This is a genomic window from Algisphaera agarilytica (assembly GCF_014207595.1).
In the GTDB taxonomy this organism is placed as follows: domain Bacteria; phylum Planctomycetota; class Phycisphaerae; order Phycisphaerales; family Phycisphaeraceae; genus Algisphaera; species Algisphaera agarilytica.
The window spans coordinates 2,735,451-2,762,270 of the sequence record NZ_JACHGY010000001.1 but is presented as its reverse complement, the minus strand read 5'-3'; the positions used below and the strand labels follow the sequence as shown (position 1 = coordinate 2,762,270).

The 26,820-nt window shown below is 64.6% G+C and carries 21 protein-coding genes; 11 read left to right on the top strand and 10 right to left on the bottom strand.

The window, feature by feature from the left end; genetic code table 11:
* The first annotated feature begins 75 nt into the window (after positions 1-75).
* From HNQ40_RS11910 to HNQ40_RS11890, 5 genes are all read left to right on the top strand, one after another.
* A complete protein-coding gene (locus HNQ40_RS11910) occupies positions 76-1,176 on the top strand; it encodes a right-handed parallel beta-helix repeat-containing protein (protein WP_184678052.1) in 1,101 nt (366 codons plus the stop codon).
* A gap of 215 nt (positions 1,177-1,391) precedes the next feature.
* Positions 1,392-2,552, top strand: a complete 1,161-nt coding sequence (locus HNQ40_RS11905) for a hypothetical protein (protein WP_184678051.1) — start codon at positions 1,392-1,394, stop codon at positions 2,550-2,552.
* Positions 2,553-2,904: 352 nt separating this feature from the next.
* Positions 2,905-4,743 carry a hypothetical protein gene (locus HNQ40_RS11900; RefSeq protein WP_184678050.1) on the top strand — a complete coding sequence of 613 codons (1,839 nt, stop codon included), beginning with the start codon at positions 2,905-2,907 and terminating at the stop codon, positions 4,741-4,743.
* 210 nt (positions 4,744-4,953) lie between these two features.
* Complete coding sequence (locus tag HNQ40_RS11895) at positions 4,954-5,916, top strand: glycosyltransferase (RefSeq protein ID WP_184678049.1); 963 nt, start codon at positions 4,954-4,956, stop codon at positions 5,914-5,916.
* A gap of 95 nt (positions 5,917-6,011) precedes the next feature.
* A complete protein-coding gene (locus HNQ40_RS11890) occupies positions 6,012-6,176 on the top strand; it encodes a hypothetical protein (protein WP_184678048.1) in 165 nt (54 codons plus the stop codon).
* Between the two features lie 7 nt (positions 6,177-6,183).
* Here HNQ40_RS11890 and HNQ40_RS11885 read toward each other — a convergent pair whose 3' ends face one another.
* The 6 genes from HNQ40_RS11885 to rpmB form a co-directional block, all read right to left on the bottom strand.
* Positions 6,184-6,780 carry an NAD(P)H-dependent oxidoreductase gene (locus tag HNQ40_RS11885; RefSeq protein ID WP_184678047.1) on the bottom strand — a complete coding sequence of 199 codons (597 nt, stop codon included), beginning with the start codon at positions 6,778-6,780 and terminating at the stop codon, positions 6,184-6,186.
* A 160-nt stretch (positions 6,781-6,940) separates the two neighbouring features.
* Positions 6,941-7,537 carry an NAD(P)H-dependent oxidoreductase gene (locus HNQ40_RS11880; protein WP_184678046.1) on the bottom strand — a complete coding sequence of 199 codons (597 nt, stop codon included), beginning with the start codon at positions 7,535-7,537 and terminating at the stop codon, positions 6,941-6,943.
* Positions 7,538-7,598: 61 nt separating this feature from the next.
* On the bottom strand, positions 7,599-8,153 hold the full coding sequence (locus tag HNQ40_RS11875) for a TetR/AcrR family transcriptional regulator (RefSeq protein WP_184678045.1): 555 nt from the start codon (positions 8,151-8,153) through the stop codon (positions 7,599-7,601).
* 132 nt (positions 8,154-8,285) lie between these two features.
* Positions 8,286-10,133: an RNA polymerase sigma factor RpoD gene (rpoD, locus tag HNQ40_RS18625; protein WP_184678044.1), complete on the bottom strand. Its 1,848-nt coding sequence runs from the start codon at positions 10,131-10,133 to the stop codon at positions 8,286-8,288.
* 133 nt (positions 10,134-10,266) lie between these two features.
* On the bottom strand, positions 10,267-12,276 hold the full coding sequence (gene dnaG / locus HNQ40_RS11865; protein WP_184678043.1) for a DNA primase: 2,010 nt from the start codon (positions 12,274-12,276) through the stop codon (positions 10,267-10,269).
* 410 nt (positions 12,277-12,686) lie between these two features.
* Positions 12,687-12,962 carry a 50S ribosomal protein L28 gene (rpmB, locus tag HNQ40_RS11860; protein ID WP_184678042.1) on the bottom strand — a complete coding sequence of 92 codons (276 nt, stop codon included), beginning with the start codon at positions 12,960-12,962 and terminating at the stop codon, positions 12,687-12,689.
* Between the two features lie 226 nt (positions 12,963-13,188).
* On the opposite strand from rpmB, the gene HNQ40_RS11855 reads away from it, so the two are divergent.
* Positions 13,189-13,509, top strand: coding sequence for a hypothetical protein (locus tag HNQ40_RS11855; protein ID WP_184678041.1), 321 nt, complete (start codon positions 13,189-13,191; stop codon positions 13,507-13,509).
* Between the two features lie 160 nt (positions 13,510-13,669).
* Positions 13,670-15,007, top strand: coding sequence for a GTPase HflX (gene hflX / locus HNQ40_RS11850; protein ID WP_184678040.1), 1,338 nt, complete (start codon positions 13,670-13,672; stop codon positions 15,005-15,007).
* A gap of 100 nt (positions 15,008-15,107) precedes the next feature.
* Here the strand turns inward: hflX and HNQ40_RS11845 are convergent, their stop codons facing one another.
* Positions 15,108-16,193, bottom strand: a complete 1,086-nt coding sequence (locus HNQ40_RS11845; RefSeq protein ID WP_184678039.1) for a zinc-ribbon domain-containing protein — start codon at positions 16,191-16,193, stop codon at positions 15,108-15,110.
* Positions 16,194-16,471: 278 nt separating this feature from the next.
* On the opposite strand from HNQ40_RS11845, the gene HNQ40_RS11840 reads away from it, so the two are divergent.
* From HNQ40_RS11840 to HNQ40_RS11825, 4 genes are all read left to right on the top strand, one after another.
* On the top strand, positions 16,472-17,584 hold the full coding sequence (locus HNQ40_RS11840) for a DegT/DnrJ/EryC1/StrS family aminotransferase (protein ID WP_221435508.1): 1,113 nt from the start codon (positions 16,472-16,474) through the stop codon (positions 17,582-17,584).
* Between the two features lie 137 nt (positions 17,585-17,721).
* Positions 17,722-18,756: an ABC transporter ATP-binding protein gene (locus tag HNQ40_RS11835; RefSeq protein WP_221435507.1), complete on the top strand. Its 1,035-nt coding sequence runs from the start codon at positions 17,722-17,724 to the stop codon at positions 18,754-18,756.
* A gap of 30 nt (positions 18,757-18,786) precedes the next feature.
* Entirely contained in the window at positions 18,787-19,752 is a 966-nt protein-coding gene (locus HNQ40_RS11830; protein WP_184678038.1) for an MlaD family protein, read from the top strand.
* Positions 19,753-19,932: 180 nt separating this feature from the next.
* Positions 19,933-21,153 carry a cofactor-independent phosphoglycerate mutase gene (locus tag HNQ40_RS11825; RefSeq protein ID WP_184678037.1) on the top strand — a complete coding sequence of 407 codons (1,221 nt, stop codon included), beginning with the start codon at positions 19,933-19,935 and terminating at the stop codon, positions 21,151-21,153.
* Between the two features lie 65 nt (positions 21,154-21,218).
* Here the strand turns inward: HNQ40_RS11825 and HNQ40_RS11820 are convergent, their stop codons facing one another.
* The 3 genes from HNQ40_RS11820 to HNQ40_RS11810 all read right to left on the bottom strand — a co-directional run bounded on the left by HNQ40_RS11820 (position 21,219) and on the right by HNQ40_RS11810 (position 26,784).
* Positions 21,219-22,427: an aldo/keto reductase gene (locus tag HNQ40_RS11820; RefSeq protein WP_184678036.1), complete on the bottom strand. Its 1,209-nt coding sequence runs from the start codon at positions 22,425-22,427 to the stop codon at positions 21,219-21,221.
* Positions 22,428-22,523: 96 nt separating this feature from the next.
* Complete coding sequence (locus tag HNQ40_RS11815) at positions 22,524-23,546, bottom strand: zinc-binding dehydrogenase (RefSeq protein WP_184678035.1); 1,023 nt, start codon at positions 23,544-23,546, stop codon at positions 22,524-22,526.
* 58 nt (positions 23,547-23,604) lie between these two features.
* Positions 23,605-26,784, bottom strand: coding sequence for a hypothetical protein (locus HNQ40_RS11810; protein WP_184678034.1), 3,180 nt, complete (start codon positions 26,782-26,784; stop codon positions 23,605-23,607).
* Positions 26,785-26,820: the final 36 nt, after the last annotated feature.

The following is a 26,820-nucleotide window of genomic DNA, read 5'->3' as shown; positions in this document are numbered from 1 at the left end:
CGGGCATTGACGTTCCCCAAACTACCCAGGTCCGCCCAAATGACATCACCACGCCGCCCAAACCGAGCACTTCGTTTGGCCATCGTCCTTGCCTGCGGGGCTTGCACGCTGGGGCTGACCCCCGTCAGCTCGGCCCAGGAACAGCCCGCGGTGAACGACGCGATCCAGGCCCTCCAGCCTGCGGGGCAGATCGTGCGCTGGCAGGTGCCCGCGGACAATGAGGCCATCGTACTCCGCAACCGCAGCGACATCACCATCCGTTCGCTGAAGATCGAGGACGACGTCTCGGTCATCCTCGAAAACTGCCAAAACATCACGATCATCTCCTGCGACCTCCGCTCGATCCGGGCCTCGGGCGTCGAGAACCTGCGTATCTACAACTCCCACATCCACAACAGCCCGAACAACGCGGTTAGCCTCGACGATTGCCACGACGTGGTCATCCAGGGCAACCGCATCGAAAACGTCGCCTCGGGCGTCTACGCCCACAAGAGCACCGCGGTCCAGGTCGTGGGCAACCTGTGTTTTGACGTTAAGGGCCCGATGCCCCGCGGCCAGTTGGTCCAGTTCGACAAGGTCACCGGCGAGGGCAACCTCATCATGGGCAACATCGCCGTCAACCGCCACGGCCAGTCCAACCCCGAGGACATGATCAACCTCTTCCAGTCCGTCGGCACCCCCGAGTCGCCCATCCGCGTAGAGTTCAACCACCTCACCGGCGACCCCAACGTCGGCAGCCAGGACAAATCCGATTCCGGCTCGGGCATCATGCTCGGTGACGGCGGCGGACAGCATCAGGTCTGCGCCAACAACACCCTGGTCAACCCCGGCCAGGTCGGCATCGGCGTCGCAGGCGGCGGCGACATCCAGGTCCTGGGCAACACCATCGTCGGCGACCGCTCCAACGTCGCCAACGTCGGCCTCTACACCTGGAACCAGTACGCCAACGCACCGGCCGGAGACGTCCTCGTCGCCGACAACCGCGTCAATTGGCTCAACGCCAAGGGCCAGTCCAACCCCTACTGGAACGGGGACGGCTTCACCAAGGTCACCCAACAGAACAACGCCTTCGGCGACGCCCGGCTGTCCACCGACCGCTTCCCCGAGGTCGCCGACATGACCGTCCCCCCCGTGCCCCACGGCCAGGAGCCGTACTACCCGTTCCCCGTGGATTGATGATGGACGTCACCCGCTCCCCCGTCGGGCGAGCCGTCGCCGAAGGCGGCTGAGGGGGAATGTGAGTCCTCTGCCAGAGGTTAATGGCGAGTTCCCCCTCCGACCCGCTTCGCGGGCCACCTCCCCCGACGGGGGAGGGGCCAAGCATCTCGCCTTCGCCATCGGGTAACATCGGGTATCGCGCCTGTAACGCGTTCCCCCGACGGAGCCCCGTCTTGCCTCTACCCGCCGACTCGCCGCTGCTTCCCCTGCCCGACATCGATCTCCGCCACCTCCAGCGTCTGACCGACGACACGGGGATTTATCAACACGCCGTGTTCGCCACGCCCGACGCCAACCACGGCTACTGCATCGACGACAACGCCCGCGCACTCATCGCCGGGCTGCTCTACGCCGACCTGCACGGCCTCGACGAATCCGCCACGCCGCTGCACACCTACCTCAACTTCATCGCCTACGCCTACAACGCCGACACCAAGCAGTTCCGCAACTTCATGGCCTTTGACCGCAGCTGGCTCGAAGACTCGGGCAGCCACGACAGCCAGGGACGCAATATCTGGGCGATGGGCCTCACCGCCAAGCTCGGCCCGACCGAATCCATCCGCGGGCTGGGCCGCGACCTGTTCGCCAAGGCGTTACCCGCGCTGGACGGTCTGAACTTCATCCGCTCGTGGGCGTTTTCGTTGCTGGGGATCGATGCGTACCTTGACGCCGTGCCCGACGACGCGGGTTGTGCCGCAACGTTCGAGCAATACGCTGTGAAACTTTTCGACGCCTACACCGCCCACGCCGAGGACGACTGGCCGTGGTGGGAAGACGAAGCGACCTACGACAACGCCAAGCTGCCGCACGCGCTGCTCATTGCCGGGAAGCGTCTGCAGCGTGAGGACATGACCGCCGCGGGCCTCACCTCGCTGCGTTGGCTGCTCGACCAACAACTCGCCACCGGCGACGACGGCACGCCCCACCTCTCGATCATCGGCAACCAGGGCTGGCTCCAGCGCGGCAAGCCCCGCGCCCCCTTCGACCAACAACCCCTCGAAGCCTACGCCCTGGTCGACGCCTGCCTCACCGCCGCCCGCGCCACCCAATCGACACCCAAGCCGAGGGCTGCGGAGCCCCTTCCGGGGGGCGACAAAGCCCCGGATCCCACCTTCACCACCCCCACCCACTGGGAAGCCAGCGCCCGCCTCTGCTACGACTGGTTCACCGGCAAAAACGACCTGGGCATCCTCATGCTCGACCCCGAAACCGGCGGCGGCAAAGACGGCCTCAACGCCGACGGCCCCAACCAGAACCAGGGAGCCGAATCCTCGCTCGCCCCCCTCCTCGCTACCCTCGAGATGCACCGCTACGCCGCCGAGGCATCGCTTTGAATTCCACCAACCGCTCCACCCTCGGGGGAGCGGTCGCCGAAGGCGGCTGAGGGGGAATGGAAGTCCTCTGCCACAGGTTAATGGCGAGTTCCCCCTCCGACCCGCTTCGCAGGCCACCACCCCAAGCGGGGAGGGGTTAAATGGCTCGCAACGAATAGCGGCCAACTAAACCTCACCCGCATAACCCGCAAGCCCCCTCCGACCGCTCCACTTCCTTCACCCCTCCCTTTTCGCCGCAACTCACACCCCGCCGCGATCAAGTGACTTCCCGCGCCCGTCGATGGGGTCCGCATGGGGTTACACGCCCCGCCGATCCCGTTGCGCCCTGCGCCCGCTCACCCTGGAGTACACCGTGGCCCTACGACCCCCCAGCTATCTCGACGAAACCGACGCCAGCCCCGACCTGACCCACGGGGTCCCCGGGGTCCAATGGGCCGGCCAGGACAGCAGCGGTAACCAACCCGCTCAGCTGCGCAGCTCCAACATGCCCTCCGACGATCAAGAGTCGTACGCGCTCTACATCGCCCTGATCTTCGGCATCGCGCTCGTCCTGCGCATCCTCGTGGTCCTCATGGGCCCGATGTTCGGGATCGAAAACGCCTACACCGACCACACGCCGCACGAAACCGTGTTGGCCGAGAACCTCGCCTCCGATCAGGCCTTCGGCATCGAATCGCAGCCCGCCTATACCCTCTCCTCGGAGCTCGAGGCGATGCGTGCCGAGCGTGGCGAACTGACCACCCTCGAAGGCACCACCCTCCACCCCGAGTTCTACGAAGCGCCCGGCTACCCCGCGATGCTGTGGCTGATGAAACTCACCGGCCTGCCGATGATCTGGCTGCTCGTCTTCCAGTGCGTCCTCGGCGCATTGTGTGTGCCCGTCGTGTACCGCGTCGGGCTGGGCGTGATCGGCCGGAAGATGCCCTCGGCGATCGGCGCGGCCATCGTGGCGCTGCACCCCGCGTTGATCTTCGCCCCCTCGACCCTCGCGGCCGACACCGTCGTGGTGTTGCTGGTGTTTCTTGGGCTGTTCGGCGTGGCCCACGCCGAGCAACGCGGCTTCCGCAGCGCCCTGGGCGGCGGCATCGCGATCGGCGGCGCGGCACTGTTCTCGCCCATGCTCGCCTGGCTCTCGCCGCTGCTGGCCACCTGGATGATCGTCACCGAGCGTCGGCTCAAAACCGTCGCGCTGGCCGTGCTGCTGCTGGTCGGCACCGCGTTGCCCGTTGGCGCTTGGATGAAACGCAACGTCGACCTGGGCATGGGCCCGTACGTTTCCGCTCAGCCGATGATGGACCGCGTGTTCGGCACGATGGCCGCGGCCGACAACCCCGTCGCCGGGCCCTACAACCGTGACAGCGTGCAGCAGTCCATGGAGGAGTTCAAGGATTTCGCCGCGATGCCGGAGAACGCCGAGACCGACACCTTTGCTCTGCTGGATCAATTCAGCCGGGAGCAACTCACCGGTGACCTCGCGGGCAACCTGGGCCGTGCGATCCAAGCCACCGCGCCGAAGTTTGCACTCGACCACTCGCTCGACACCGCATACGCCCGGCTCGGCCTGGAATACACGCCTCGCGGCCAAGGCGCTCAGCTGCTGGGTGAAGACGTCGCCTCGTCCGGTTCGCAGGACGTCGCCACCGAATGGATCACCAACGCCTGGGTCGCGCTCAACGCGGCCATGGTCGCCGCCATGGCGGTGGGTGCCATGCTGATGCTGTGGCGTCGCCGCTGGTCGGGCCTCTTGCTGTTGACCATGGTGATGGGCTTCTACCTCGTACTCGCCACCACGGGCCCGAGCGAGACCCTGCGGCTGCCGCTCATCGGGCTGCAAGCACTGATGATCACCGCGATCCTCGCGCCCGGCCCGCTGCGGGTGAAAAAGCCTAAGAAGGCCAAGGTCCGCAAGGCCAAGAAGATCGACGAGCTCGAAGGCACCCGCACCGGCTCGCCTCTGGCCACCGAAGAATCGCTCCGCCCCGCCGCCGAGCCGCAGCCCGCCGCGGCTGGACCGGTCATGGGCTCGGGCGACATCTCGCTCAAGGACGCCATCCACCCCGCGCTCGCCTCGGCACCCGAAGGCGAGAGCCCCGCCCCCGGCTCCATCAGCGGCGACGAAGCCAAAGACTTCGCCGCCAGCGTTCAGGACGAACGCCTGAAAAACCTCGCCACGAGTGGTCGGCCGATCTGATCTGACCCGTCAACAAATCGAAACCCAGCCGCCCGCGGCTTAGCGTCCGAGAATAACCGCTAAGCCGCGGGCGGTTTTCGTTTGCGCTTGTCCGAAAACCTTCCCGGCCGCTCCCGGTTAAGCCGACCGGCTGGCGCGACGATACGGCATGTAACGGTTATGCCCTTTGCGTAGCCCGACGCCCTCCCGCAGAACCGGAGCCCCGCCGCGATGAGCCAGTCCAAACTCCCCCGCATCACCGTCATCATCCCCAACCTGGATCAGGACCTCTACCTCGAACGCGCCATCTGCTCCGTCCTCGACCAGGGCTACGAGAACCTCGAACTGATCGTCATGGACGGCGGCTCCTCCGACCAGAGCGTCGAGATCATCCGCACCTACGAAAAAGACATCGATCACTGGCAGAGCGCCTGGGACTCGGGCCCCGCCGAAGCCGTCAACACCGCACTCACCTGGGCGACCGGCCAGATCGTCGGAATCCTCGACGCCGACGACGCCTACCTCCCCTACGCCCTGCACGAAGTCGCCCGCACCATGGGCGAAGTCGAAAACACCGACCTGCACGGCCCCACCTCCGGCGGCGACTGGATGATCGGCCAAGCCGTGCGCGTCGACGAACTCGACGAGCACCTGGGCGACCTCCCCGCCGACCCGCCGCGCACCTTGTCCGCCTTCCTCATGCAGGACTCGGGCCCGATGCCCGGCAGCGCCGTGTTCTACCGCACCGACCTGCTCAAAGCGATGGGCGGTTTCGACAGCCAGTTCAAACTCGCCTACGCCCACGAGATGCACGCCCGCCTGTACGCCGCGAACCTCAAGCCCGCCGTCGCCCGCGCCGCCATTACCGCCGTGCGTGACCACGAGCAGAGCCTGACCGCGACGCACGCCCTGTCGTGTGGCCCGGAATTTATCGACGCCGCCGAGCGCTACTCGACCCACCTCTCGCCGACCCACCGCTACCTGCTGTGGCGCACCTGCGACGAAACCCGCCGCATCTACGCCGCCGCCGAGATGGAGATCCACGAGGACAACCAGCGCCGCGTCCTGTGGGCCCAACTGCTCAAACGCCCGTGGTGGCTCGCCAGCAGCGACTACCGCCGCAAGCTCCTCCAGAACATCGGCAGCGACGCTACTTCGCAGAGCAACAAAGACGACCAGCGCCACGCCGCGTAATCGCCGCGTTCGCGAAAGCTCAACACGAAGTCGTCATCCCTGCGACCCCACCCCATCTCACAATAGTGTGTCACCTGCTCCGGAGGCACGCACCGATGAGGCCGCAGAAGATCAGCCAGTTCATGCCGGACGAGCACTCGCTTTCGTTGATGAGCTCGGCCCACCCCGACGACTACCGACGCGCCGCCGAGGCAAGCGGGAGCGCGTTTGATCTGGTGTTCGTTATCTTCGTAGTGATCTTCCTGACGCTGTTCTTCTAGCCCGTGATTAGGCTTGTTTCGGAAACACTTCCGCCAGGTGTTCGCGGTACTTGGCCAAGTCGGCCTCGATATCGGGGTTCTTCATCACGTCGTACGCCACGAAGGTCGGCAGCGGTTCCATGGCCATGAAACGGAAGGTCAGGTGCATCGGCCAAAACAGATCGTCGGCCGTTTTACCTTCAAAGAAGACCTGATTCGGGTCGCCGAAGGACTCACGCGGGGCGTTGAACGTCAGAGAGATCATGTACTTCTTGCCGTTGAGCGTGCCGCCGCTGCCGTACTGCTTGCTCGGGTCTTGGCGGGTTCGGCCGTCGCCGGTGTAGAGACGCCCGTCGCCGCCGTACGTGTACACCAGGTCCATGTACTTCTTGAAACTCCACGGCACCCCCATCCAGTTCACCGGCGACTGCAAAACCACCGCGTCCGCCCAGATGTGCTTCTCGATCTCGGCGTCGATCGCCCAGTCGTCCTTCATCGTCGTGACTTGGGTTTCATAGCCCGACTGCTGCAGGTGCTCGACGGCGATGTCGGTCATGGTGCGGTTGAGCCCGCCCTTGGAAAACTCAAACTCTTCGTGGGCGTTGATGACCAGGACGTTCTTCATGCGGTGTTTCTCGGCGAGAGGATCAATGCGACGGCAGTGCCGCGCTGGGGATTCGATGTATTCGCCACTAGCTTAGCCCGAACAATAAGCCCACGGCGGTGGGCCGTGGGCTTGGTCGTGTTGGCAGTAGTCACCGAACTGATTCGGTTCAAATAAGGCGTCAGCCCTGTGTCGGGAACGAAGCGGCGAGGTGCTCGCGGTATTTTGCCAGATCGGTTTCGACGTCGGGGTTTTTCATCACGTCGTGGGCGGAGAACGTGGGCAGCGGCTCCATGCCGAAGAAGCGGAAGTTCAGGTGCATGGGCCAGAACAGGTCGTCGATGGTTTTGCCTTCGAAGAAGAACTGATCCGGATCGCCGAAGGATTCGCTCGGGGCGTTGAGGGTGAGCGACATCATGTACTTCTTGCCGTTGAGCGTGCCGCCGCTGCCGTACTGCTTGCTTGGGTCCTGGCGGGTTCGCCCATCGCCCGCGCAGAGCCGGCCGTCCATGCCGAAGGAGTACACCATGTCCATGTACTTCTTGAAACTCCACGGCACGCCCATCCAGTTCACCGGCGACTGCAACAACACCGCATCCGCCCATTGGTGCTTCTCGATCTCGGCGTCGATCTCCCACGCGTCTTTCATCGTGGTGACCTTCGTCTCGTAGCCCGAGGCCTTGAGGTGATCGACGGCGATGTCGGTCATGGTTTGGTTGAGGGTGCCCTTGGAAAATTCGTACTCTTCGTGGGCGTTGATGACAAAAACGTTCTTCATGGTTCTTCTCTTGGGTATCGGATCAAGGCGACGGCAGACCGCCGCGGAAAATCAACTCGTCTCACACCAGCATGGCTTGCACAAAAGCCCCGGCGGCGTTGCGGAACATCGCGTGGTCACGTTTAGCGCGGGCCAAGACTTGCAGCCCTTCGAGCAACGCGAGGAACGCCGCGGCGGTGTCGGCCGGGCTGGCGTGGATGCGGAGCGTGCCTTCCTCAACGCCCTGCTCAAACACGGTGGCGTATCGCTCGATGGAGCGGGACACGGACAGACGCAGGTCTTCCGAGACCGCTTCGTTCAGGCTCGAGAGGCTTTGGCTCAGCGAGCCGAGCAGGCAGAGGCGATCGTCGCGGAGGCCTTGCTCGAAGATGTCAACGATGCCCCAGAGCTTGTCGGGGGCGGGCAGGTCGGCATCAATGACCCGGCCGTACTCAACGCCGTATTTGCTCTGACACCGATCGACCAGAGCCTTGGCCAGGGCCTGTTTGTTCGGAAAGTGGTGGAAGACGCTGGGTTTACTCAAGCCCACCGCATCGGCCAGCTGCTGGAAGCTCACGGCCGAGAGGCCGCGCTCCTGCACCATCTGCTCCGCCGCATCGAGGACTTTTTCTCGCATACGCGTATCCTACCGACCGATCGGTTGGTTTCAAGTTAGGACCCAAAGAAAAAGCCCACGGCGGTGGGCCGTGGGCTTGGGTGGGATTTCATTGAGACCCGGGCGTGGCGTGACGCCTTCCGGGGGCGGGGCTTATTCGAACTCGCCGTCGCCGTCGACGAAGCCGACGAGTTTACGGCTGCGCACGGGGTGTTGCAGCTTGCGGATGGCCTTGGCTTCGACCTGGCGGACACGCTCGCGGGTGACCTTGAAGATGCGGCCGACCTCTTCGAGGGTGTAGGTGTAGCCGTCACCGATGCCGTAGCGGAGCTTGATGATCTCGCGTTCGCGGTAGGTCAGGGTCTTGAGGACCTGCTCGATGCGGCTGCGGAGCATGTCGCTGGTGGCGGACTCCGAGGGGTTGCTGGCCGACTCGTCTTCGATGAAGTCGCCGAAGTAGGAGTCTTCCGATTCGCCCACCGGGCGGTCGAGGCTGATCGGGTGGCGGCTGATCTTCATGACGCGACGCGCTTCGACGACCGGCATCTTCGCGGCCTCGGCGATCTCTTCGATGGTGGGCTCGCGACCCAAGTCCTGCAGCAGGTTCTTGGCGATGTTGCGCAGCTTGCTCATCGTCTCGATCATGTGCACCGGGATACGGATGGTGCGGGCGTGGTCGGCGATCGCGCGGGTGATGGCCTGACGGATCCACCACGTAGCGTAGGTCGAGAACTTGTAGCCCCGCTTGTACTCGTACTTGTCGACCGCACGCATCAGGCCGGTGTTGCCTTCCTGAATGATGTCGAGGAACGACAGGCCGCGGTTGCGATACTTCTTGGCGATCGAGACGACCAGACGCAGGTTGCCGCCCGACAGGTCACGCTTGGCTTCTTCGTATTCGTCGAAGACGGTGGTGACGTCGGTGACCATCTGCTTGAGTTCTTCCGGCTCGCAGAGCACGAGGCTACGCAGACCCGAGATCTCTTCCCGCATGACCATCACGTCTTCGGGGTCGTAGCGGTCGGGGTACTCCTCGGCCTTGGCCAGGGTCTTCTGCAGGTCGGTCATCTTCTTGACGATCGAACGCAGCTTCTTGAGCATCGGCTGGACCTTGCTCGTCCGCAGGCTCAGCTCTTCGATGAGCGTGGTCATCTTGCGGCGGCGGGTGGCCAGGCGGTCGTGGATCGCGTTGGTTTCGGTCTTGCTCATCCGGCCGGGCGCTTCGAGGGCGTCCCAGTCGGCACGGTTGAGGTCGAGCATCCGCTTGATGGTTTTGAGGTTGTTCGGAATCCGCGCGGCGATCTTGCCCTTGGCGTCTTCCTCAGCGGTGCTGATCTTCATGGTCCGGTCGAACGGCAGGTCGCCTTCGTGGACCATTTCCAGCGTCTCGACGCAGGTCTTGACCGAGTAGTCGTTCTGCAGCACGAGGCGGCGGAACAGGTACCGGCAGGTCTCGATCTTCTTGGCCAGACGGATTTCTTCGTCGCGGGTCAGCAGGCTGATCTCGCCCATCTGGGTGAGGTACATGCGGACGGGGTCGTCGATCCGCTTGTGGCCGGACTCCGACAGGGCCTTGGCGATCTCGGCCTTGGCCTGCTCCTGGGTGAGCAGCTCTTCGCCTTCGGCGTCTTCATCGTCGCCTTCGCCTTCTTCGCTTTCTTCACTTTCCTCGCCTTCGACCACTTCGGTCTCGGCCTTGGCTTGCTCGGCGGCTTTGGCTTCCTCGGCTTCTTGCGCAGCCTTGGACTTGGGCGGCTCGGGGGTCTCACCGATCGCGGTCGCGGCGGCGACCACGTTGCTCGGCATCGCAGCGGCGGGGATGTGCTTGGGGTCCACGAGGGTGATCTCGAGCCGTTCGAACAGCACCAACAGCTCGTCGAGCTTGTCGGGGTCGACGTAGTTGTCCGGGAGCAGCGCGTTGAGCTGATCAAAGCTGATGACGCCGTGCTTTTGGCCAGCGGCGATCAGTTCGAGGACGGCGGGATTCAGGGGGTCAAGCATCAAGGGCAGGGTCTCTCTTTAAACAAAGACGGTGATTGCGGGGAAAGGTGCGGTGGGTTTGGTCAGGTTGTGGTCTAAAGCTGGTCTGGTTTTGGTGGTCTGGTCTGGCGGTTGGCGGGCAGACCACTCGGGGTCAGAGTCGGGCGATGCGGCCGGGCGACGGGTTGGCTTTGCGGGACTCGACGTATTGGCGGAGCAGTTCGGCTTGCCGGTTCGAGTCGTCCGCCGGGGCGTTGCCGGGGGCATCTCCGGGGGGAGCGTTGTTGTCTTGCGTCAGTTTTTGACGCAGCTGCTGGGTGTGGGTTTCACGGCGGTGTCGGATCACGGCCACGGCCGCGTCCAGCAACAATTCTTTCACGGGTTCGAGGTCGTTGAAGTCGTCTTGGTCCGGGTCGGGTTCGGGCAGGGCCTCGTCCAGTTCGCGGTCGGCGGTCGTGGCGAGCTGGGTCAGTTCGTGCTGGCCGTCCACCGCGAGGTCGCCGCAGAGGCTGTGCAGCGTCACGGGTCGCCCCTCGGCCAGGCCGTCAAACACCCGCTGGTACAACGCGCGGTGGTCGGGCACGGCGAGTTCGGCCGGTGAGATCGCCTCGTCGATGGCCGAGCCGTCGCTGAGGGTGGCACTAAACAGGCTGTTATGTCTCACCAGGGCTGCTATGAGCCGCCTTTCCGCAATGCCTACAGCGTGAAGTCTATGCCCAGAATGGCTCGACGCAAGCCCATTCTGAACCTCATTTTCATACGCATATTGGGCCATATCAGTAGCGTCAGGCCCGTCAATATCGGCCGGTTGGTCGTAAGACTCCACTGCCCGAGAAGATCGCGGCGATCGGGCCGCCAGCAGCGAATCCACCGCCGACTCGCTCATGTGCAGCATCTCGGCCAAACGACGCACCACAAACGCCCGCCGCAGGTCGCCCATCCGGGCCACGCCCAGGTCGATCAGCTTGGTCATGAAGCCTTCGATGACCCGCTGTTTGCCCGTGGTGGTCTCAGAAGATTCTAGGCTGGCTTGCATCCGATTGAACGCGAATCCCAGCGCATCTTCCGCCTCAGCAAGCACTTGCGACCAGGCGTCGAGCCCCCCTGCTTTGAGCAGCTCGTCCGGGTCCTGCCCGCCGGGGAGCACCGCGATGCTTACGTCCAAATCGCCGGTGAGGAACACCTCGATCGCGCGGTCGGCAGCCTTCTGCCCCGCCGCGTCGCCGTCCATGACCAAAACGACCTGCTCGCAGTACCGGCGGAGTTCGCGGACGTGCTGCGGGGTGAGGGCCGTGCCCAGCGCAGCCACGGCGTTGTTCGCCCCGGCCTGGTGGCAGGCGATCACGTCGGTGTAGCCCTCGACGATCACGGCGGTTTTGCTGTCGATAATCGGTTTTTTCGCGGCGTGGAGGCCGTAGAGCGTCGCGGATTTGTTGAACAGCGGGGTCTCGGGCGAGTTCAGATACTTGGGATCATCCTCGTCACGCAGCTTCCGGCCGCCGAACGCGATCGGGCGCCCGATGCCGTCGAAAATCGGGAAAACCAGGCGGCGACGCAGGAAATCGAAGTCGCCGTCCCCGGTCTTGCGCGGGCGGATGAGCTGAGCGAGTTCGAAGGCTTGTTTATCCCAGCCTTTTTCGCGGACCATGGTGACCAGGCCGTCCCAGCGGTCGGGGGCGTAGCCCAGGCCGAAGGTTTCGACCATTTCAGGGGTCACGCCGCGGCGTTCGAGGTAGGCTCGGGCCTCGCGGCCGTACTCGGAATGATTAAGTAATAACTTAAAGAAATCGACCGCCTGGGCGTTGGCCGCGGCGATGCGTTTGCGTTCGCTGGGGCCCTGTTCGTCGCCGCCCTGCCCGCCGGGCTTCCACGGGGTGAGCTCGATGCCGGCCCGGTTGGCCAGGAACTTGAGCGCCTCGACGAAGTCCATCTTGTGGTAGTTCATCACGAACGAGAACGCGTCCCCGCCCGCGCCGCAGGAAAAGCAGTGGTAGATCTGCTTCTGGGGCACCACGTTCATGGACGGGTTGGTGTCGTTGTGGAACGGGCAGACGCCGACAAACTCCTTGCCCTTGGGCCGCAGGGGCAGGTGCTCGCCGATGAGGCGGACGATGTCCGTTGCCTCTTGCACTTTCTCTTTGTCGCCGTTATCTCGGAAGCTCATACAGCACCCATCTGCCGTCGCCCGGTGAGGGGTTCGGGACAGCGGAATTGATCGGGACGGTTTGTCGTGAACCGTGTCGAACTCACCAAGGTTGCGGGTCGATGCTCAAGCGGGGCTGCCGGGTGCGGTCGGCGGCGTCGTCCGTGGCTCGGGATCCGCAGGGGATGCCAGCGTGGCGTGATTCGGCGGGTCGGCCGTGACCCAAGGTGCCGAATCTGAAACTCTCTCAATCTGTACTAAGTTTTTCGCTCCAAACCGGCAAAGTCAACCGAGTTTGGGCAAAGCCCCATAAATGGGTCAACCCCAGGCAAAAAAGGCTGCATCCCTGCACCGATCCGCCGAGGCCGTCCTCCGGGCGAAGGCCCGAAACCACCCGCAAAAAAAGAAAGGCGGGAGGGTTTAGCCGGGGATTACTCCGCGGCGGCTTCTTCAGGCTTGTAGGCGTATTTCCGCTTCAGCGGCTTGACCACGAGACCCATGCGGATGGCCTTGGCCGAGGCCTTGACCTTGCGGACGCTGCCGTCTTCCATCACGCAGTTGACGTTCTGGAGGTTGGGCTTGAACTTGCGCTTGGTCTTGCCGGTGATCTTGGTACCGACGCCGCCGAGGTATTTTTTCTTACCGCGGAGGGTGTAGGTGAAGCCGGTTCCAGTCCGACGGCCGGTAAATTCGCAAACTCGTGGCATAACGATAACCTTGCTGCAGCAGGGGAAAGCGTGGGTGAAGCCCGGCCGGGTTGGGCCGAGCCACATAAAATAGCGGGAAACGCGGCGGCCTGCAAGTTGAAAAACCTGGTTTTTTGCCGCAGATTTCGCCGATGAGGGACCGATTTTAAGGCAAACCGCCGGGTTGGCCCGAAACCCAATCGGCGTAATCGGCGAAATCTGCGGCCGAATCCCATATTCTCCGTGGATGCCCGAACCCAATTGCGAACTCTGCGGCCGATCGGGCCTGGAACTGACCCGGCACCACCTGGTGCCCCGGGCCCGGCACAACAAGCCGCGGACCAAGCGGATGCACCCCAGGATCAATCTGAACACCTACGTGGCCATGATCTGCCGGCCGTGCCATGCCACCGTGCACCACCACCTGTCCGAGCAGGAATTAGCCGAGGCGTACCACACGCTCGAGGCCCTGCGTGGCCACCCCGAGATCGCCAAGTTCGCCCGCTGGGTCGCCAAGCAGCCGGTGGACCGCCGGGTGACCACACGTCGGCCAACCTCCCGCCGCTGACCTTTAGCCCGGGTCTTTGACCCGGGGCGGCCGCAATATGGTTCACGTCATCACATACCGGCCCGCGAAAACCTCCAGAATCTCCATAAACCGTTGCCCGCGGCACCCCGGGTCTGAATGACTCGGGGCTAAAGCGGGCGGCAACGCTACACTGGTCGGAATGGAATCCGGTCAACGCGAAAAACTCGCCGTCGCCTCCGAACGGGCGATCCTGGTGGCCTGCCTGCTGCCCGACACCGAGGTCAACCCCCACGACCCGCTGGACGAGCTGCGCTCCCTCGCGGCAACGGCGGGCGCGGTCGTCGTCGACGAGGTGCTCCAGAAACGCCAGAAGCCCTCGGCCAAGTCGTTCCTGGGTAAGGGCAAGGTTCAGGAACTGGCCGAGCGGGTCAAGCTCCACCAGGCCCAGGTGATCATCCTCGAGAACGACCTGTCCCCTTCGCAGATCGGCAACATCGAGAAGGTGTGCGAGGTCAAGGTCCTCGACCGTTCGGAGCTGATCCTCGACATTTTTGCTGCCCGGGCCCAGACCCACGAGGCCCGTCTGCAGGTCGAACTCGCCCAGCTTGAATACACCTACCCCCGCCTCCGCGCGATGTGGACCCACCTCGAGCGGATCGTCGGCGGCGCTCCGGCCGGCATCGGCACCCGCGGCCCGGGTGAACAACAGCTGGAGATCGACCGCCGAATCGTGCAACGCAAGAAGTCGATCCTCAAGAAAGAGATCGAGTCGCTCCAGGCCCGCAAGACCCGCGAGGTCGAGGCCCGCAACACCGACCACTTCACCGTCGGGCTCGTCGGCTACACCAACGCGGGCAAGTCCACGCTGTTCAACACAGTCACGGATGGCGAGGCCTACGCCGCTGACCAATTGTTCGCCACGCTCAGCACCCGCACCCGCGAGTGGAAACTGGGCAACGGCGACACGGTCATGCTGTCCGACACCGTCGGCTTCGTCCGGAACTTGCCCCACCACCTCGTCGCGTCGTTCAAAGCCACACTCGAAGAGGCGGTGCACAGCCAACTCCTGCTCGTCGTCCTAGACGTCTCCGACCCGCATTGCCAACGCCAGCTCCGCACCGTCAACGAAGTGCTCGACAGCATCGGCGCAACCGAGCAGCCGCGGCTTCTGGTGCTCAACAAGATCGACAAGGTCGATCACAATGTTGACCTGTTGCTTCTGCAGAAGGAATACCCGGACGCGATCCCGCTCTCCGCGGCGACCGGGCGACACATCGATCAGCTCGTCGAAGCGGTCCGCGGCCACCTGCACGGCGGCACGGTGACGCTCACCCTCAACCTCGCCCAGGCGGATGGCAAGGCGCTGACCTTCCTCGAAAACCGCGCCACCGTCCTCGAACGCGACTACCAGAACGACCGCGTCCACATGACCGTGAAGATCGGCCACCGCCAACTCGATCAACTCAAAGCGATGGGTACCAGCGCGATCCTCCCAGATGAACACGCCCAAACCTCCGGCAGCGGCTGGGGGCGGTAAGCCCTATCCGTAGGTCAGGTCTTCGACCTGACATGCAGAGCCTCTGTGCTTTGTGTCAGGTCGAAGACCTGACCTACATCACAGCCGTTCCGAATACGGCCTACAGCGACGCCCCAAGCAGGAACAGCACGCCAAGCAGGATGAAGCCTGGCAGGAACAGCATCGCGATCCACAGGACGATCGTTTCGGTGGGTTCGAGTTCATCGAACATCTGCTTGGACAACCCCCAGAACACGCCGAAGGACAAGGCCATCTTCAGCCAGAAGGCCAGGAACCCCAGTCCGCCGAGCATGATGTCGAAGCCCAGATCGACCATGACATCGAACTGCCCGGCCAGCAGCGCGAGGGCCGCGAGTTTCTTCAAGGCGCTAAACAGCTCACCGAACGCCGAGCCAAAGAGCTTGGAGATCACGAGGATGCCGATGAACAGACACGGCAGCTGGATCGCGAACAAGATCACATAAACGATCAATGCCCCGACCGATTCCCCCACGCTCATGGGCAAACTCAGCACATCCCCAAGCATCGGCGTCAGCACAAATGCGTTGAGCAACAACAACACCGCCCCGATGCCCAGGAAGATCAGCGGCAGGGTCTTCTCCTGGAAGTGGTGACGCTTCTCCATGTCGGCCGCGAGGTCTTCCTGCAACCGTGTGCGTGCGATCACGCGTTCTTCGCCGACCGCCGCGGCGACACCACCCACCGTTGCGTCGCTGCCCCGGCCCGCGGCGGGGGTTTGGTCTTCGGCGGGAGCAGACTCCACCACCGTCTGCACCTTCGCGCCCTCGGCCAGGTTGAAGCCGCAGTTCATGCAGATCACCGCGCCGGGACGCAGCTGCGTGTTACACGACGGGCACTTGCCGCCCTTGGCCGCCGCGCCCTCCGACGAACGCGCGGAGATCGGTGCCGTCTCGCCGTGGGGCTCGTCGCCAGGCAGGTCGAGTTCGTACGGGTTGGGCTCGGGGGCCTGGGGCTTGGGCTTTTCGGTGGGACTGGATTCGACCACTTCGATGACAGGGGAATCCCCCGCGCCCACCAGCGGCCCCTCGGGCTCGGCATCGCCGCCCGGCATCATGGGTACACGGAACTTCTGGCCGCAGGCACACTTCACCTTCTTGCCGGCGATCTTGGTCTGCCAGCGGTAGGCCTTCCCGCAATTGGGGCAATCAAACCTCTCGTCACTCATCGATGCAATCCCGGCGGACAAACGAACAGGAAATGAACAACGCAAGCGTCGCGGGGACGGTCGGTTTTGTCAAGGACTCTGTCGGTCAGCCATGCTTGCCTGACGCCGAGTTCCTTGCGTGTCGTGTCAGGCAGGCAGGCCTGACCTGCAAAAGAAGATACGCCCCGGCATCACCCCGCTCACTTTCTCCCGCTGCGGTTCCGCATTATCCTTACGCATGAAAGCCCGCGGTCCACGGACGGATCGCCGCCCACATCGCCTGCCCCGAGAAAGCCCACATGCCCGTTCCCCTGACCGACCTGACCCGTCAGCACCAGGCCATGATGCCTCAACTGCGTGAGGCGTTTATCGAAGTCGCCGCGTCGGGTCAGTTGATCCTCGGGCCGTACGTCCGTGAGTTTGAAAAAGAGATCGCCGGGTACTGCGGCGTGAAGCACGCCATCGGCGTCAGCAGCGGCAACGACGCGATCATCCTCGCGTTGCTCGCCCTGGGCATCGGCGAAGGCGACGAAGTCATCACCACCCCGCTGGCCTACCTGCACATCGCCGAGTCGATCGCCCGGGTCGGCGCGACGCCGGTCTTCGCCGACATCGACCCCCGCACCTACAACCTCGACGTCGACCACCTGCCGGGGCGGATCACCGCCAAGACCAAGGCCATCCTGCCCACCCACCTCTTCGGCCTGCCCGCCGAGATGGACGCGATCAACAGCCTCGCCGCCGAGCACGGCCTCAAGGTCATCGAAGACACCGACATGGCCATCGGCGCCAAGTACAACGGCAAGCCAGTCGGCGGCATCGGCGATGTCGCCACCATGAGCTTCTACCCCACCAAGAACCTCGCCGCCCTCGGCGACGCCGGGGCCGTGCTCACCAACGACGACGACCTGGCCGCACGGCTCAAGACCCTGCGCGTCCACGGCATCGAGCCGGGCTTTGTCGTCTCGCAGCTCGGCGGCGCGTTCCGTCTCGACGGCCTGCAGGCCAAGCTGCTGTCGGTGAAGCTGCCCCACCTCGAAGAGTGGACCGCCAAGCGTCGCGAGATGGCCAAGCGTTACCACAAGCTGCTCGAGCCGCTGGCGTTGACCACGCCGTTCGAGGCCGAGTCGCGGGAGCACGTGTTCAACCAATACGTCATCCGCGTCCGGGGCGAGGGCCGCGAGCCGCTGCGGATGCACCTGGACGCAATGGGGATCGGCAACCGGGTCTATTACCCCAAGCCGGTGCACCGTTTGGCGTGTTTCGCCGACCTGGACTACGGCCCCGGCAGCCTGCCGATCGCCGAGAAAGCTTCACAAGAACTGCTCGCCCTGCCGATGTTCCCTGAGATGACCCGTGAAGAACAGGACGAGGTCGTCGGCGCGGTGCGGGACTTCTTCGCCGGCGACTGATCCGATTTCGGATGGATGATGTCGGATTGCGGAATGGGGATTTCGGAAGGGACAGCCTCGGTCAAGGAATGAGTCCAAGCAGTCACGATCGGATCGTCATGGATATGGATGCCGAAATCCGAAATCCGAAATCCGAAATGGATAACGACTGCGCCGAGTCGCAGGCGGCCATGTCCGAGGCCGAGCCCATCATCCGCATGCGTGGCGTCCACAAACGCTTCGGCCCGCTGACCGTGCTCAACGGCCTGGACCTCGACTTCCGCCCCCACGAAACCACCGTCCTGCTCGGGCCCTCGGGCACCGGCAAGAGCGTGACCCTCAAGCACATCGTCGGCCTGCTCCAGCCCGACGCCGGCGAGGTCTACTTCCACGACCAACGCGTCGACCAACTCAAAGAACGTGAGCTCGTGCCGCTGCGCAAACGCATCGGCTTCCTCTTCCAGATGGGCGCGATGTTCGACTCGATGACCGTCGGCGAGAACGTCGAGTTCCCCCTGGTCGAACACACCAACCTCAACCGACGCCAGCGGGCCGACAAAGTCGACCGCCTGCTCAAGATGGTCGGCCTGGGCAAGACCCAGGACAAGATGCCCAACGACATGTCCGGCGGGCAACGCAAACGCGCCGCCCTCGCCCGGGCCATCGCCCTTGAGCCGGAGGTCATGCTCTACGACGAGCCCACCACCGGCCTCGACCCCATCCGCTCGGACGTCATCAACGAGCTCATCCTCGCGCTCACCAAACAGCTCGGCATGACCAGCATCGTCGTGACCCACGACATGAACTCGGCCAACAAGATCGCCGACCGCATGGTCCTGCTCTACGACGGCCAGGTCGCCGCCGACTCCGACCCCTGCACCTTCCGCAACAGCAAGAGCGAGCTGGTGCAGCGGTTCATTCGTGGCCAGGCCGACCAGCAAGACATCGAACTGATCCGCATGGGCTTCGAAGAAGGCCAAGCCCCGAACATCGAATCGGCCGGCGAGGCGATCAACACGCCCGCCCCCCGCCGACGCAAGACCGACCGTGACGAACCCTCAGCCAGCCCGCAAACCCAAGCGCCGCCCCCGCCCGTCGCCGATTTGCAGGCCGAGCCGACCGGACCCGACCCTACCGAACTGGACAGCGAAGACACCGACGACGACACCCCGTCGGTCTTCCACGAGGACTAACCCACCGCCCCGCCACCCGCGAGCCTTCCCATGAACGAACGCAACCGCAACATCATCGTCGGCCTCACCACCGCCGTCGCCCTCATCGGCCTGATGTTCCTGCTGCTGGTCTTCGGCTACGTCCCCTCCCTCATGAAGGGCGGATACATCGTCAACATCGAACTCGACGACGCCCTGGGCCTCAACCCCGGCAGCCGCGTCGAGCTCTCGGGCATCGACATCGGTGCCGTCGAAACCGTCGACTTCAAACAGCCCCTGGGCACCGGCGTCACCGTCGCGGTCCGCATCACCGAAGACGACACGCTCGTCCCCGTCTCCGCCCGGGCCATCATCGAAAAACCCCTCCTCGGCGGCAGCCCCACCATCCGCTTCGTCACCAACTCGCAGAACGGCACGCCCAAGGCCTTCCTCAAGAAAGACGGCAGCGCCGTGGTCCCCGGCAGCCTCGGTGCATTGGCGGGCATCTTCGGCGAACTCACCCGCGTGGCCGACAGCTTCGACCGGCTGAGTGCCGAGTGGCGCAACGTCGGCGAAAAACTCAACGGCCTGCTCGACCCGCAAGACCTCGCCGCCGTGGAAGCGGGCGAAGCCCCGGGCAACGTCACGACAGTCATCGCCCGGGTCGACAAACGCCTGGCCGAGTTCCGCGAAGTCCTCGCGGGGATCGATTCGCTGGTCAACGACCCGCAGCTCCGCGACGACGTGACCGCGACCGCCAGCAACGCCCGCCAGGCCAGCGAAGATATCGCCGGAGCGATGGCCAGTCTTGAAAAGCGCTACGTCGCTTTGGCCGACGACGTCTCGGGCATGATCGAGCAGGTCAACAAGCTGGTCGAAACCGCGAACTCTGAAGAAGGTTCGTTCGGCAAGGTGATGCAGGACCCCGCCCTCTACAACAGCCTCGAAGACGCCGCCAAACGCATCGGCACCGCCGCGGACGAGCTCAAGCTGTTGATCGAGAAGTGGAAGGCGGAGGGGGTGCCGGTCAGTCTTTGATGGGGGCTTGGGTGTTGGGGGCTTAGGGGCTTGGGCGAGCGGCGTGGGGTGGCGTTAGGAGTTAGGCGCTCGGCGCTAGGTTTCGCTACTCTGGTGCGCGATAAACCGAAAGCCTTGGCCTGGGCCAATGGTGAGAAAGTCTCTCCTAACGCCTAGCGCCTAACCCCTAGCGCCTACTCCATGAAATACGTCCTCATCATCCCCGACGGTGCCGCCGACGAACGCCTCGCTGAACTGGGCGACCAGACGCCCTTCGAAGCCGCCGACACGCCCAACCTCAACAAGCTCGCGATGAGCGGCCGGCAGGGCACCGCGGTGACCACGCCCGAGGGGATGCCCTGCGGCAGCGATGTCTGCACCATGTCGCTGCTGGGCTACGACCCCCGCAAGTACCACAAAGGCCGGGCCCCCCTCGAAGCCGCGGCGCTGGGCATCGAGATGGGCGAATCGGATTGGATCTTCCGCGTGAACCTGGTCACGGTGATCGACGGCAAGATGCAAGATCACTCGGCGGGTCACATCTCCTCGACCGAGAGCAAGCGGCTGCTGACCGAGTTCGCCCCGCGCCTAGACCTCGACGGCGTGGCGCTCTACCCCGGCGTGAGCTACCGCAACATCATGATCGACCGCTCGGGCCAGCGCGATTGGGGCGAGCTCGAAACGACCCCGCCGCACGACGTGCCCGGCGAGCCGATCCGCAAGCACCTGCCCGTTGGCGGGGAACACGCCAAGCTGCTGCAACAACTCATCGCCGAGAGTGAGGTCTTCCTCGCCGAACACGAGATCAACCTGACCCGCGCCGAGATGGGCGAACTCCCCGCGACGCACTTCTGGCCGTGGGGCCAGGGCCAGCGGCCGACGATGCCGTCGTTCGAGTCGCGCTTCGGCTTGAAGGGCGCGATGATCACGGCCGTCGACCTGCTCGCGGGCATCAGCGCCTTTATCGACTGGGACCGCCTCGACGTGCCGGGCCAAACCTCGTACCACGACAACGACTACGCCGCGACCGGCGAATACGCGATCAAAGCGCTCGACGACTACGACATCGTCTGCGCCCACGTCGAAGCCCCCGACGAGGCGGGCCACGCCGCCGACCCCGCAACCAAGGTCGCCTCCGTCGCGTCGATCGACGAACACGTCATCGGCCCCATCCACCAAGCCCTCGAAGCCCGCGAAGCCGAGACCGGCGAGCCGTGGCGCATCCTCCTGCTGCCCGACCACTACACCCTGGTCAACACCCGCAAGCACGACCCCACACCCGTGCCCTTCCTCATGGCCGGCCACAAAGTCCACAGCGTCCTGCAACGCACCTTCAGCGAAGAAAACGCCGGCGCCAGCGACCTCCACATCGACCACGGCCACGAATTGATGGAGTATTTCCTGAAGAGTGGGTTGGGTTGATCTATCCTCATTCGCTGCTTGCGGCTTAGCTGTCGAGCGCTAAGCCGCAAGCGGCGAACAACACGTTACCCACCCGCGCTCTGCCGTTTCACTTCCTCACCCCCCAAACGTTCCACCCCCGCTCGCAACAATTCGGGAATCTGCTCGGCAAACGGCGAAGCCTGCACCGCTTCGCGCAGCTGCGCATCGCTGATGTCCGCCAGCTCCGCGACCTTCTGGCCGGGGAACCAGTGCTTGGCGTTGCCCATGAGGTTCATCCGGCCACGGGCGTACTCGTCCATGTCCCAACCCCGGGCGAGGTTGTACAGCCAGAGGATGATCGGCAGGTTGTGGCCGCCGGGAGCGTCGTGGTGCTCGGGCACGCCGGTCCAGCTCATCGCCTCGGGGTGGTTCACGCCGGCGATGTCGCGCATCGCGGCTTCGAGTTTCGCTTCGATCGGCGGAACCAGCTCATCGGTCTGATCGATCTTCTCGATTGCGCTGAGGTGCAGGTCGTAGTCGCTGGGTTTGGCCGCGCCGAGGCTCAGCGTGTGGATCTCGGGGTGGCGCAGACACCACAGGTCGTTGAACTCGATCGGGTGCAGCGGATCGCACAACGCGGCGAACTTGTCGGACGGGGCGTAGAGCTTGCCGCCCTTGTCGCTGGGGCTGATGATGAACACACCCATGTCGCGCTGGTGGGCTTCCTGGATCGCCCGCCAGTTGCGTTGGTAGATGTAGTAGTAGTGGACGTTCATGTAGTCGAACCCGCCGTGGGCGTCGCCGCCGCGGATGGCTTCGATGATCTCGTCGCACCCGCCGTGGGTCGAGAAGCCGATGTGGCGGACCTTGCCCTGCTTCTGCAGTTCCTTGGCCACGGCGAGGCAGCCGCCTTCGCGCACCGCCCAATGGGTGGTTTCGGTGTTGTTCAGGCCGTGGATGCCGAGCAGGTCGACATAGTCGAGTTGCAAACGTTCGAGCGAGTCGAGCACATCGGCGCGGAACTGATCCGAGTCGGCGTTGGGGCCGACCTTGGTCTGCACGATGAGTTCTTCACGCGGGAACTTGGGCAGGATCACGCCGAGCTGGCGTTCGCTACAGCCGTAGCCGCGGGCGGTCTCGATGTGGTTGATGCCGACCTCGATCGACCGGGCGATCGTGGCCTCCATGTTCTTGTGGACCTCGGGGTCAACCTCGGAGAGCGGCTTGTCTTTCCAGCCATCCTGGTAGCGCATGCCGCCGGTGGAGATCACGGGCATCTGGAGTTCGGTTCGGCCAAATCGTCGGTACTGCATGGGGGTCTTGGATTTCGGATTTCAGATTGCGGATTACGGATAATTGAAGGCAGCGTAGTGTAGGCCGCTTGCGGCTTAGCCGGGCTTCTCGAGTTGTCAGGGGATCAGCACCATCTTGCCCACGTGGGCTCCGCGTTGCATGGCTTCGTTGGCCTCGCGGACGTCGGCCAGGGCGAAACGTGCCGCCAAGGTTTGGCGGTAGGCCCCTGAGGCGAACCCCTCGAACAGGTGCTCGACGCCGCGCATCATCTCGTCACGGCCAGCCGAAAACACCTCATCGTTGACGTAGCTCACGATCGAGGCGTGCTTGCGGATGAGCGGGGTGACGTCCACCGTACCGGGCGAGCCGAGCAGGCCGTACACGACGACGCAGCCGTGCTGAGCGAGGCAGCGGATCTCGGTGTTGAGGTACGCCCCCGCCGCGACGGGGTCGAAAAACACGTCCACGCCCCTGCTGTCGGTGAGCTGTTTCATGTCGCGGTGCCACGGGCGCATGACCCGCTCGCCGTCTTGGTGTTCGTGGGTGACGACGACGTGGTCGTAAGCCGATTCGAGCGAGGCGACTTTGTCGGGGCTGGTGGTCAGGCCGAGGGTCGTGCAGCCGTGGTGCCTAGCGATCTGCGCGGCGGCGAGCGCGGTGCTGCTGCTGGCCGCAGGGCAGACGACGGTCTGGCCGGGCGTGATCTTCGCCTTCCACACCAACGCGCCCCACGCCGTGAGGTACGGCAGCCAGACCGCGCCGAGTTGGTCGTCGGGCAACTCGTCCGGCGCAGCCAACGCTTCGTCGTCGTCGCAAACGTAGTGGCTGCTGTACGTCCCAGGTCGGCCCTTCGACAAACGTACCGCATCCGGCGCAAGGCACACGCGCTGACCGACGCGCGACGCATCGCCGCCCTCCCCCACCGCTTCGATCACACCCCCGCCCTCGAGCCCGGGCGTGTACGGCGGGTCGCCGGTCGACAGCTTGTACTCACCACGACGGCCCATCAGGTCCGCGTGGTTCATCCCGATCGAGGTCAGCCGCACCAACACCTGCCCCGCGCCCGGCGTCGGCGTGGGCACCTCACGCCATTGCAATTCTTCCACCCCGCCAAACCGTTCGACTACCACCTGCTGCATCGGCTAGCCTCCCACGAGAGATGCGGTCCACTGTGAATCACGCGAATGCGCTGCGTCGCTATTCCTGCGCCTTCTCGAGCTCGCGTCGAAGGAAGTCGCCCAGCAACCCGCCGATGGCTTCCTCTAGCGATTCTTCCGGCTCGGGTTCTTCGGTCGCGGGCACCTCTTGAGCACCCCCGTCTTCAACGGGCTTCACCGGCGGGGCCTCGGGCTCATCGCGGCCGAGCTCTTTCTTGAGCACGCCTTCCAGTATCCCGCCGAGAGTCTGGGGCAGGCGTTCCTGCGAGAACGCGTTGAGCACCGACGTGAGGTTGACCTGCGGCTGCTTCACCGTGCCGCCAATCTGGATCCCCTCGCCGACGAGCCGTTTGAGCAGCGGGTCGCGGTCGATCTCCCGACCGCCGAGGGTCATGCCCATGTCCACCGTCTGGTCCACCAGGCTGATCGTCCCGCCGAACATGAGCTCGACGTCGTCGATTTTGAACGACAACTCTTCGTAAATGATCACCCCGTTTCGGATTCGGATGGTGATCGGCGAGACACGCGCCTCGTAAATCGATGCTTTCTCAATCACCCCAAGCGCTTGAAGTTGCGGCAAAATCTTATCGACCGGCGAAACGTTTGGAACGATAGACAGTGTTCCCATCTGCGCCGTAATATCGGCATCAAGTTTCGAGATATCGAACCCGCGAGTCGGCAACCGTAACGTGTCGTCATCGATCGTCACCGCCATGGGTACCGTCGCCGACACCACCGCAGGCAGCAGCACCGGATTCAAGAAACGCAGGATCTTGTTCGACAACTCCGGCGTCTGGTTGAGGAACATCGTCATCGGCGCATCGGGCACAAAGTAATCTTCTTTGTCTTCACCCGAAAACGACGCCAACGAATTATTCGCACTGTTTAGTTCAAACTCGATCCGCCCGCCGCTGCCGAAGCTCCAGTCGCTGAGGTCGATGTTGGTCGACACCGTTTCGCCGAACGCCGCGACGGCGTAGCCCTGCTGCCGGCTGAGCGCATCGAACACGACGGTGGGCACGCGGTTCAGCTCAATCTCGCATTCAAGCTTGCCACGCTCGACCTGGATATAGCCGTCGTCGAGCATCACGCCGGTGAGGCGGGCGTCGGCGGTCAGCGTGCCGGTCTCGCCAGTAGGCGTGTCGGTCTCGAAGCCGATCTTCGCGGTGATGGGTTGGCGGAGATCGGGGGCGTCGATGCGGATCGTGCCGTTGCGTAGCGGGAAGCTGCGGTGGTACCACTCGTCGACCAGCTGCGTCTCGGGCAGGTCGATCACCGCCACCGCCCGCGTCCGCTCGGGGTCGAACCGCAGGCCCGGGCCGTCGGCCAACGCAAACTTGATATCCAGGTCCGCCTCGACGTCCGCCGCCTCGGGCAGGCTCAGCCCCACCGACTCGCCCATGTCCGCCGCCGCCGCGACGGGCTGCATCCACTGATCAAACGCTTCGGGCGACATCGTCAGCCGGATCGGCGTGTCGGTCTTGAGCGCGATTGCGCCATCGGCCGAGTAACGCCCCGTCATCGTTCCGCTCAGCCGCGACACGCCCGGCGAACCGGCCCCGGGATCGAACCCCGCCGTCAGGGCGTATCCGCCCGCGCCATCCGCCTTGGCCAGCAGGTTCATGCCGACCGTCGGTCCGAAGGTGGTGGTCAGACGCTTGCCCTGCCCCGCCAAGGCATCGACCACCGCCATCGGCAGCGTCCGCAGCACCGATTCGATCTCCAACTCGTTCCAGCCCGCTTCGCCGCGACGCACATCCACCACGCCCGACAGTTCACCGGCGTTGCCGTAGGCATCGACATCGGCGTCCAGGGTGAACGAGACGCCGGTCGCCGCCGACTCGCTGCCGAGCGCCGCGGTAAAGTTCTGCACGGTGATCTCGCCCTGCTCGGGCACCGCCAGCCGCACGGACTGGCCGTTCTCAAGCGACACCGACGCCAGGAACTGCGTCGCATCCAGATCAAGGCTTTGCCCCTTCCGCGGCGCATCCAACCCACGCAAACCGAACGACAACACAAACGGCTCGACCAATTCCGGGCCGGGCTCGTCTTGCTCGCCTCCGCCGGTGAGCATCTTCCACGTCTCGGGGGTGAACACCCAGGTCGAATACGATTCGTCCGATGCGTTGATGCGCTGGGCGCTGGCGATCAAGCCCTGCCGGACGTTGAGGTTTTCGCTGGTGACCGTGACCAACGCGTCGAGCGCATCGGTCGGCCCCTGCATGGAGATGTTCGCATCGAGCATCGGGCCGATGACGGTCTGGAGGAACGGCTCGCCCTCCGACGCGATGCGGTCGATCGCCGACATCGGCACGCTTTGCACCAACCCCTCGACATCGAACTCCGCGTCGTACAGCGACCACTCCCCCGCGGCGTCGAACAAGTCCTTGGCGGTGCCCGCGATCTTGACCTGGCCGTTTTCTTTGCCCTGGGCGAGGGTGGCGTCGAGCGTGAAGCCCAGGCTCGCGGGGGTGTCGGCGGTCAGGGTCGCTTCGGGGACTTCAATCAACACATCCGGCAGCGTCGGGCCGACGACATGCAACTTGATGTCCCGCATCGCAAAAGCCAGCCGCAGGTCGGCCGGCAGGACCGGGCCGTTGTCTTTCGTGTCGGGCTTGGGCTCGGAGCGCGGCGCGGGCTCGGTCCGGACTTCGGGCTTGTCGGCCGGTTCGGTGTCGGACTCGCTCGGCGGCGCGGGCCCTGCAGGCGGCATCGGCTGGCGCTCGGGTTTGGCAAAGATCGAAGTGCCCAGCGCACGGTCGAGGTTGGTGCTGCCGTCTTCGTCTTCGACCAGGCTGACCGCCCCGCCTTCGATGGCGATGATGCCCAGGTCGCGTGTGCCCCGCGCCAGGGCGATCAGGCCGACGTCTTCGAGACGCACCTCGTCGATCGAGCCGACCACATCCCCCGCCGGGTCGTAGAGCCGCACCCCCTGCAGCGACTGGCCCTTGAGCCAGGCGAGTTTCATGTCGTCGATCTCGACGTGCCCGGGGATCTGCTGGTTGATCGTGTCGACGATCCGAGCCGTGCCCGCCCCGGTGCTGATGAGCGTGGGCAGGAAGGCCACAACCAGCGCGATCAGCAACACCCCGCCGACGCTAAGCCGCACCGCCCAACGCACCACCCGCCGCACCCCGCCCCGTCGCGGCCGACCGCTGGCCGCCTCACGCACGGCGTCCATCTCTTCCTCGTCCGGGATGTCCTGGGGTCTGATCGACACGGAGAGATTGTATCCGCACGATCCGTCCGCGTAGGG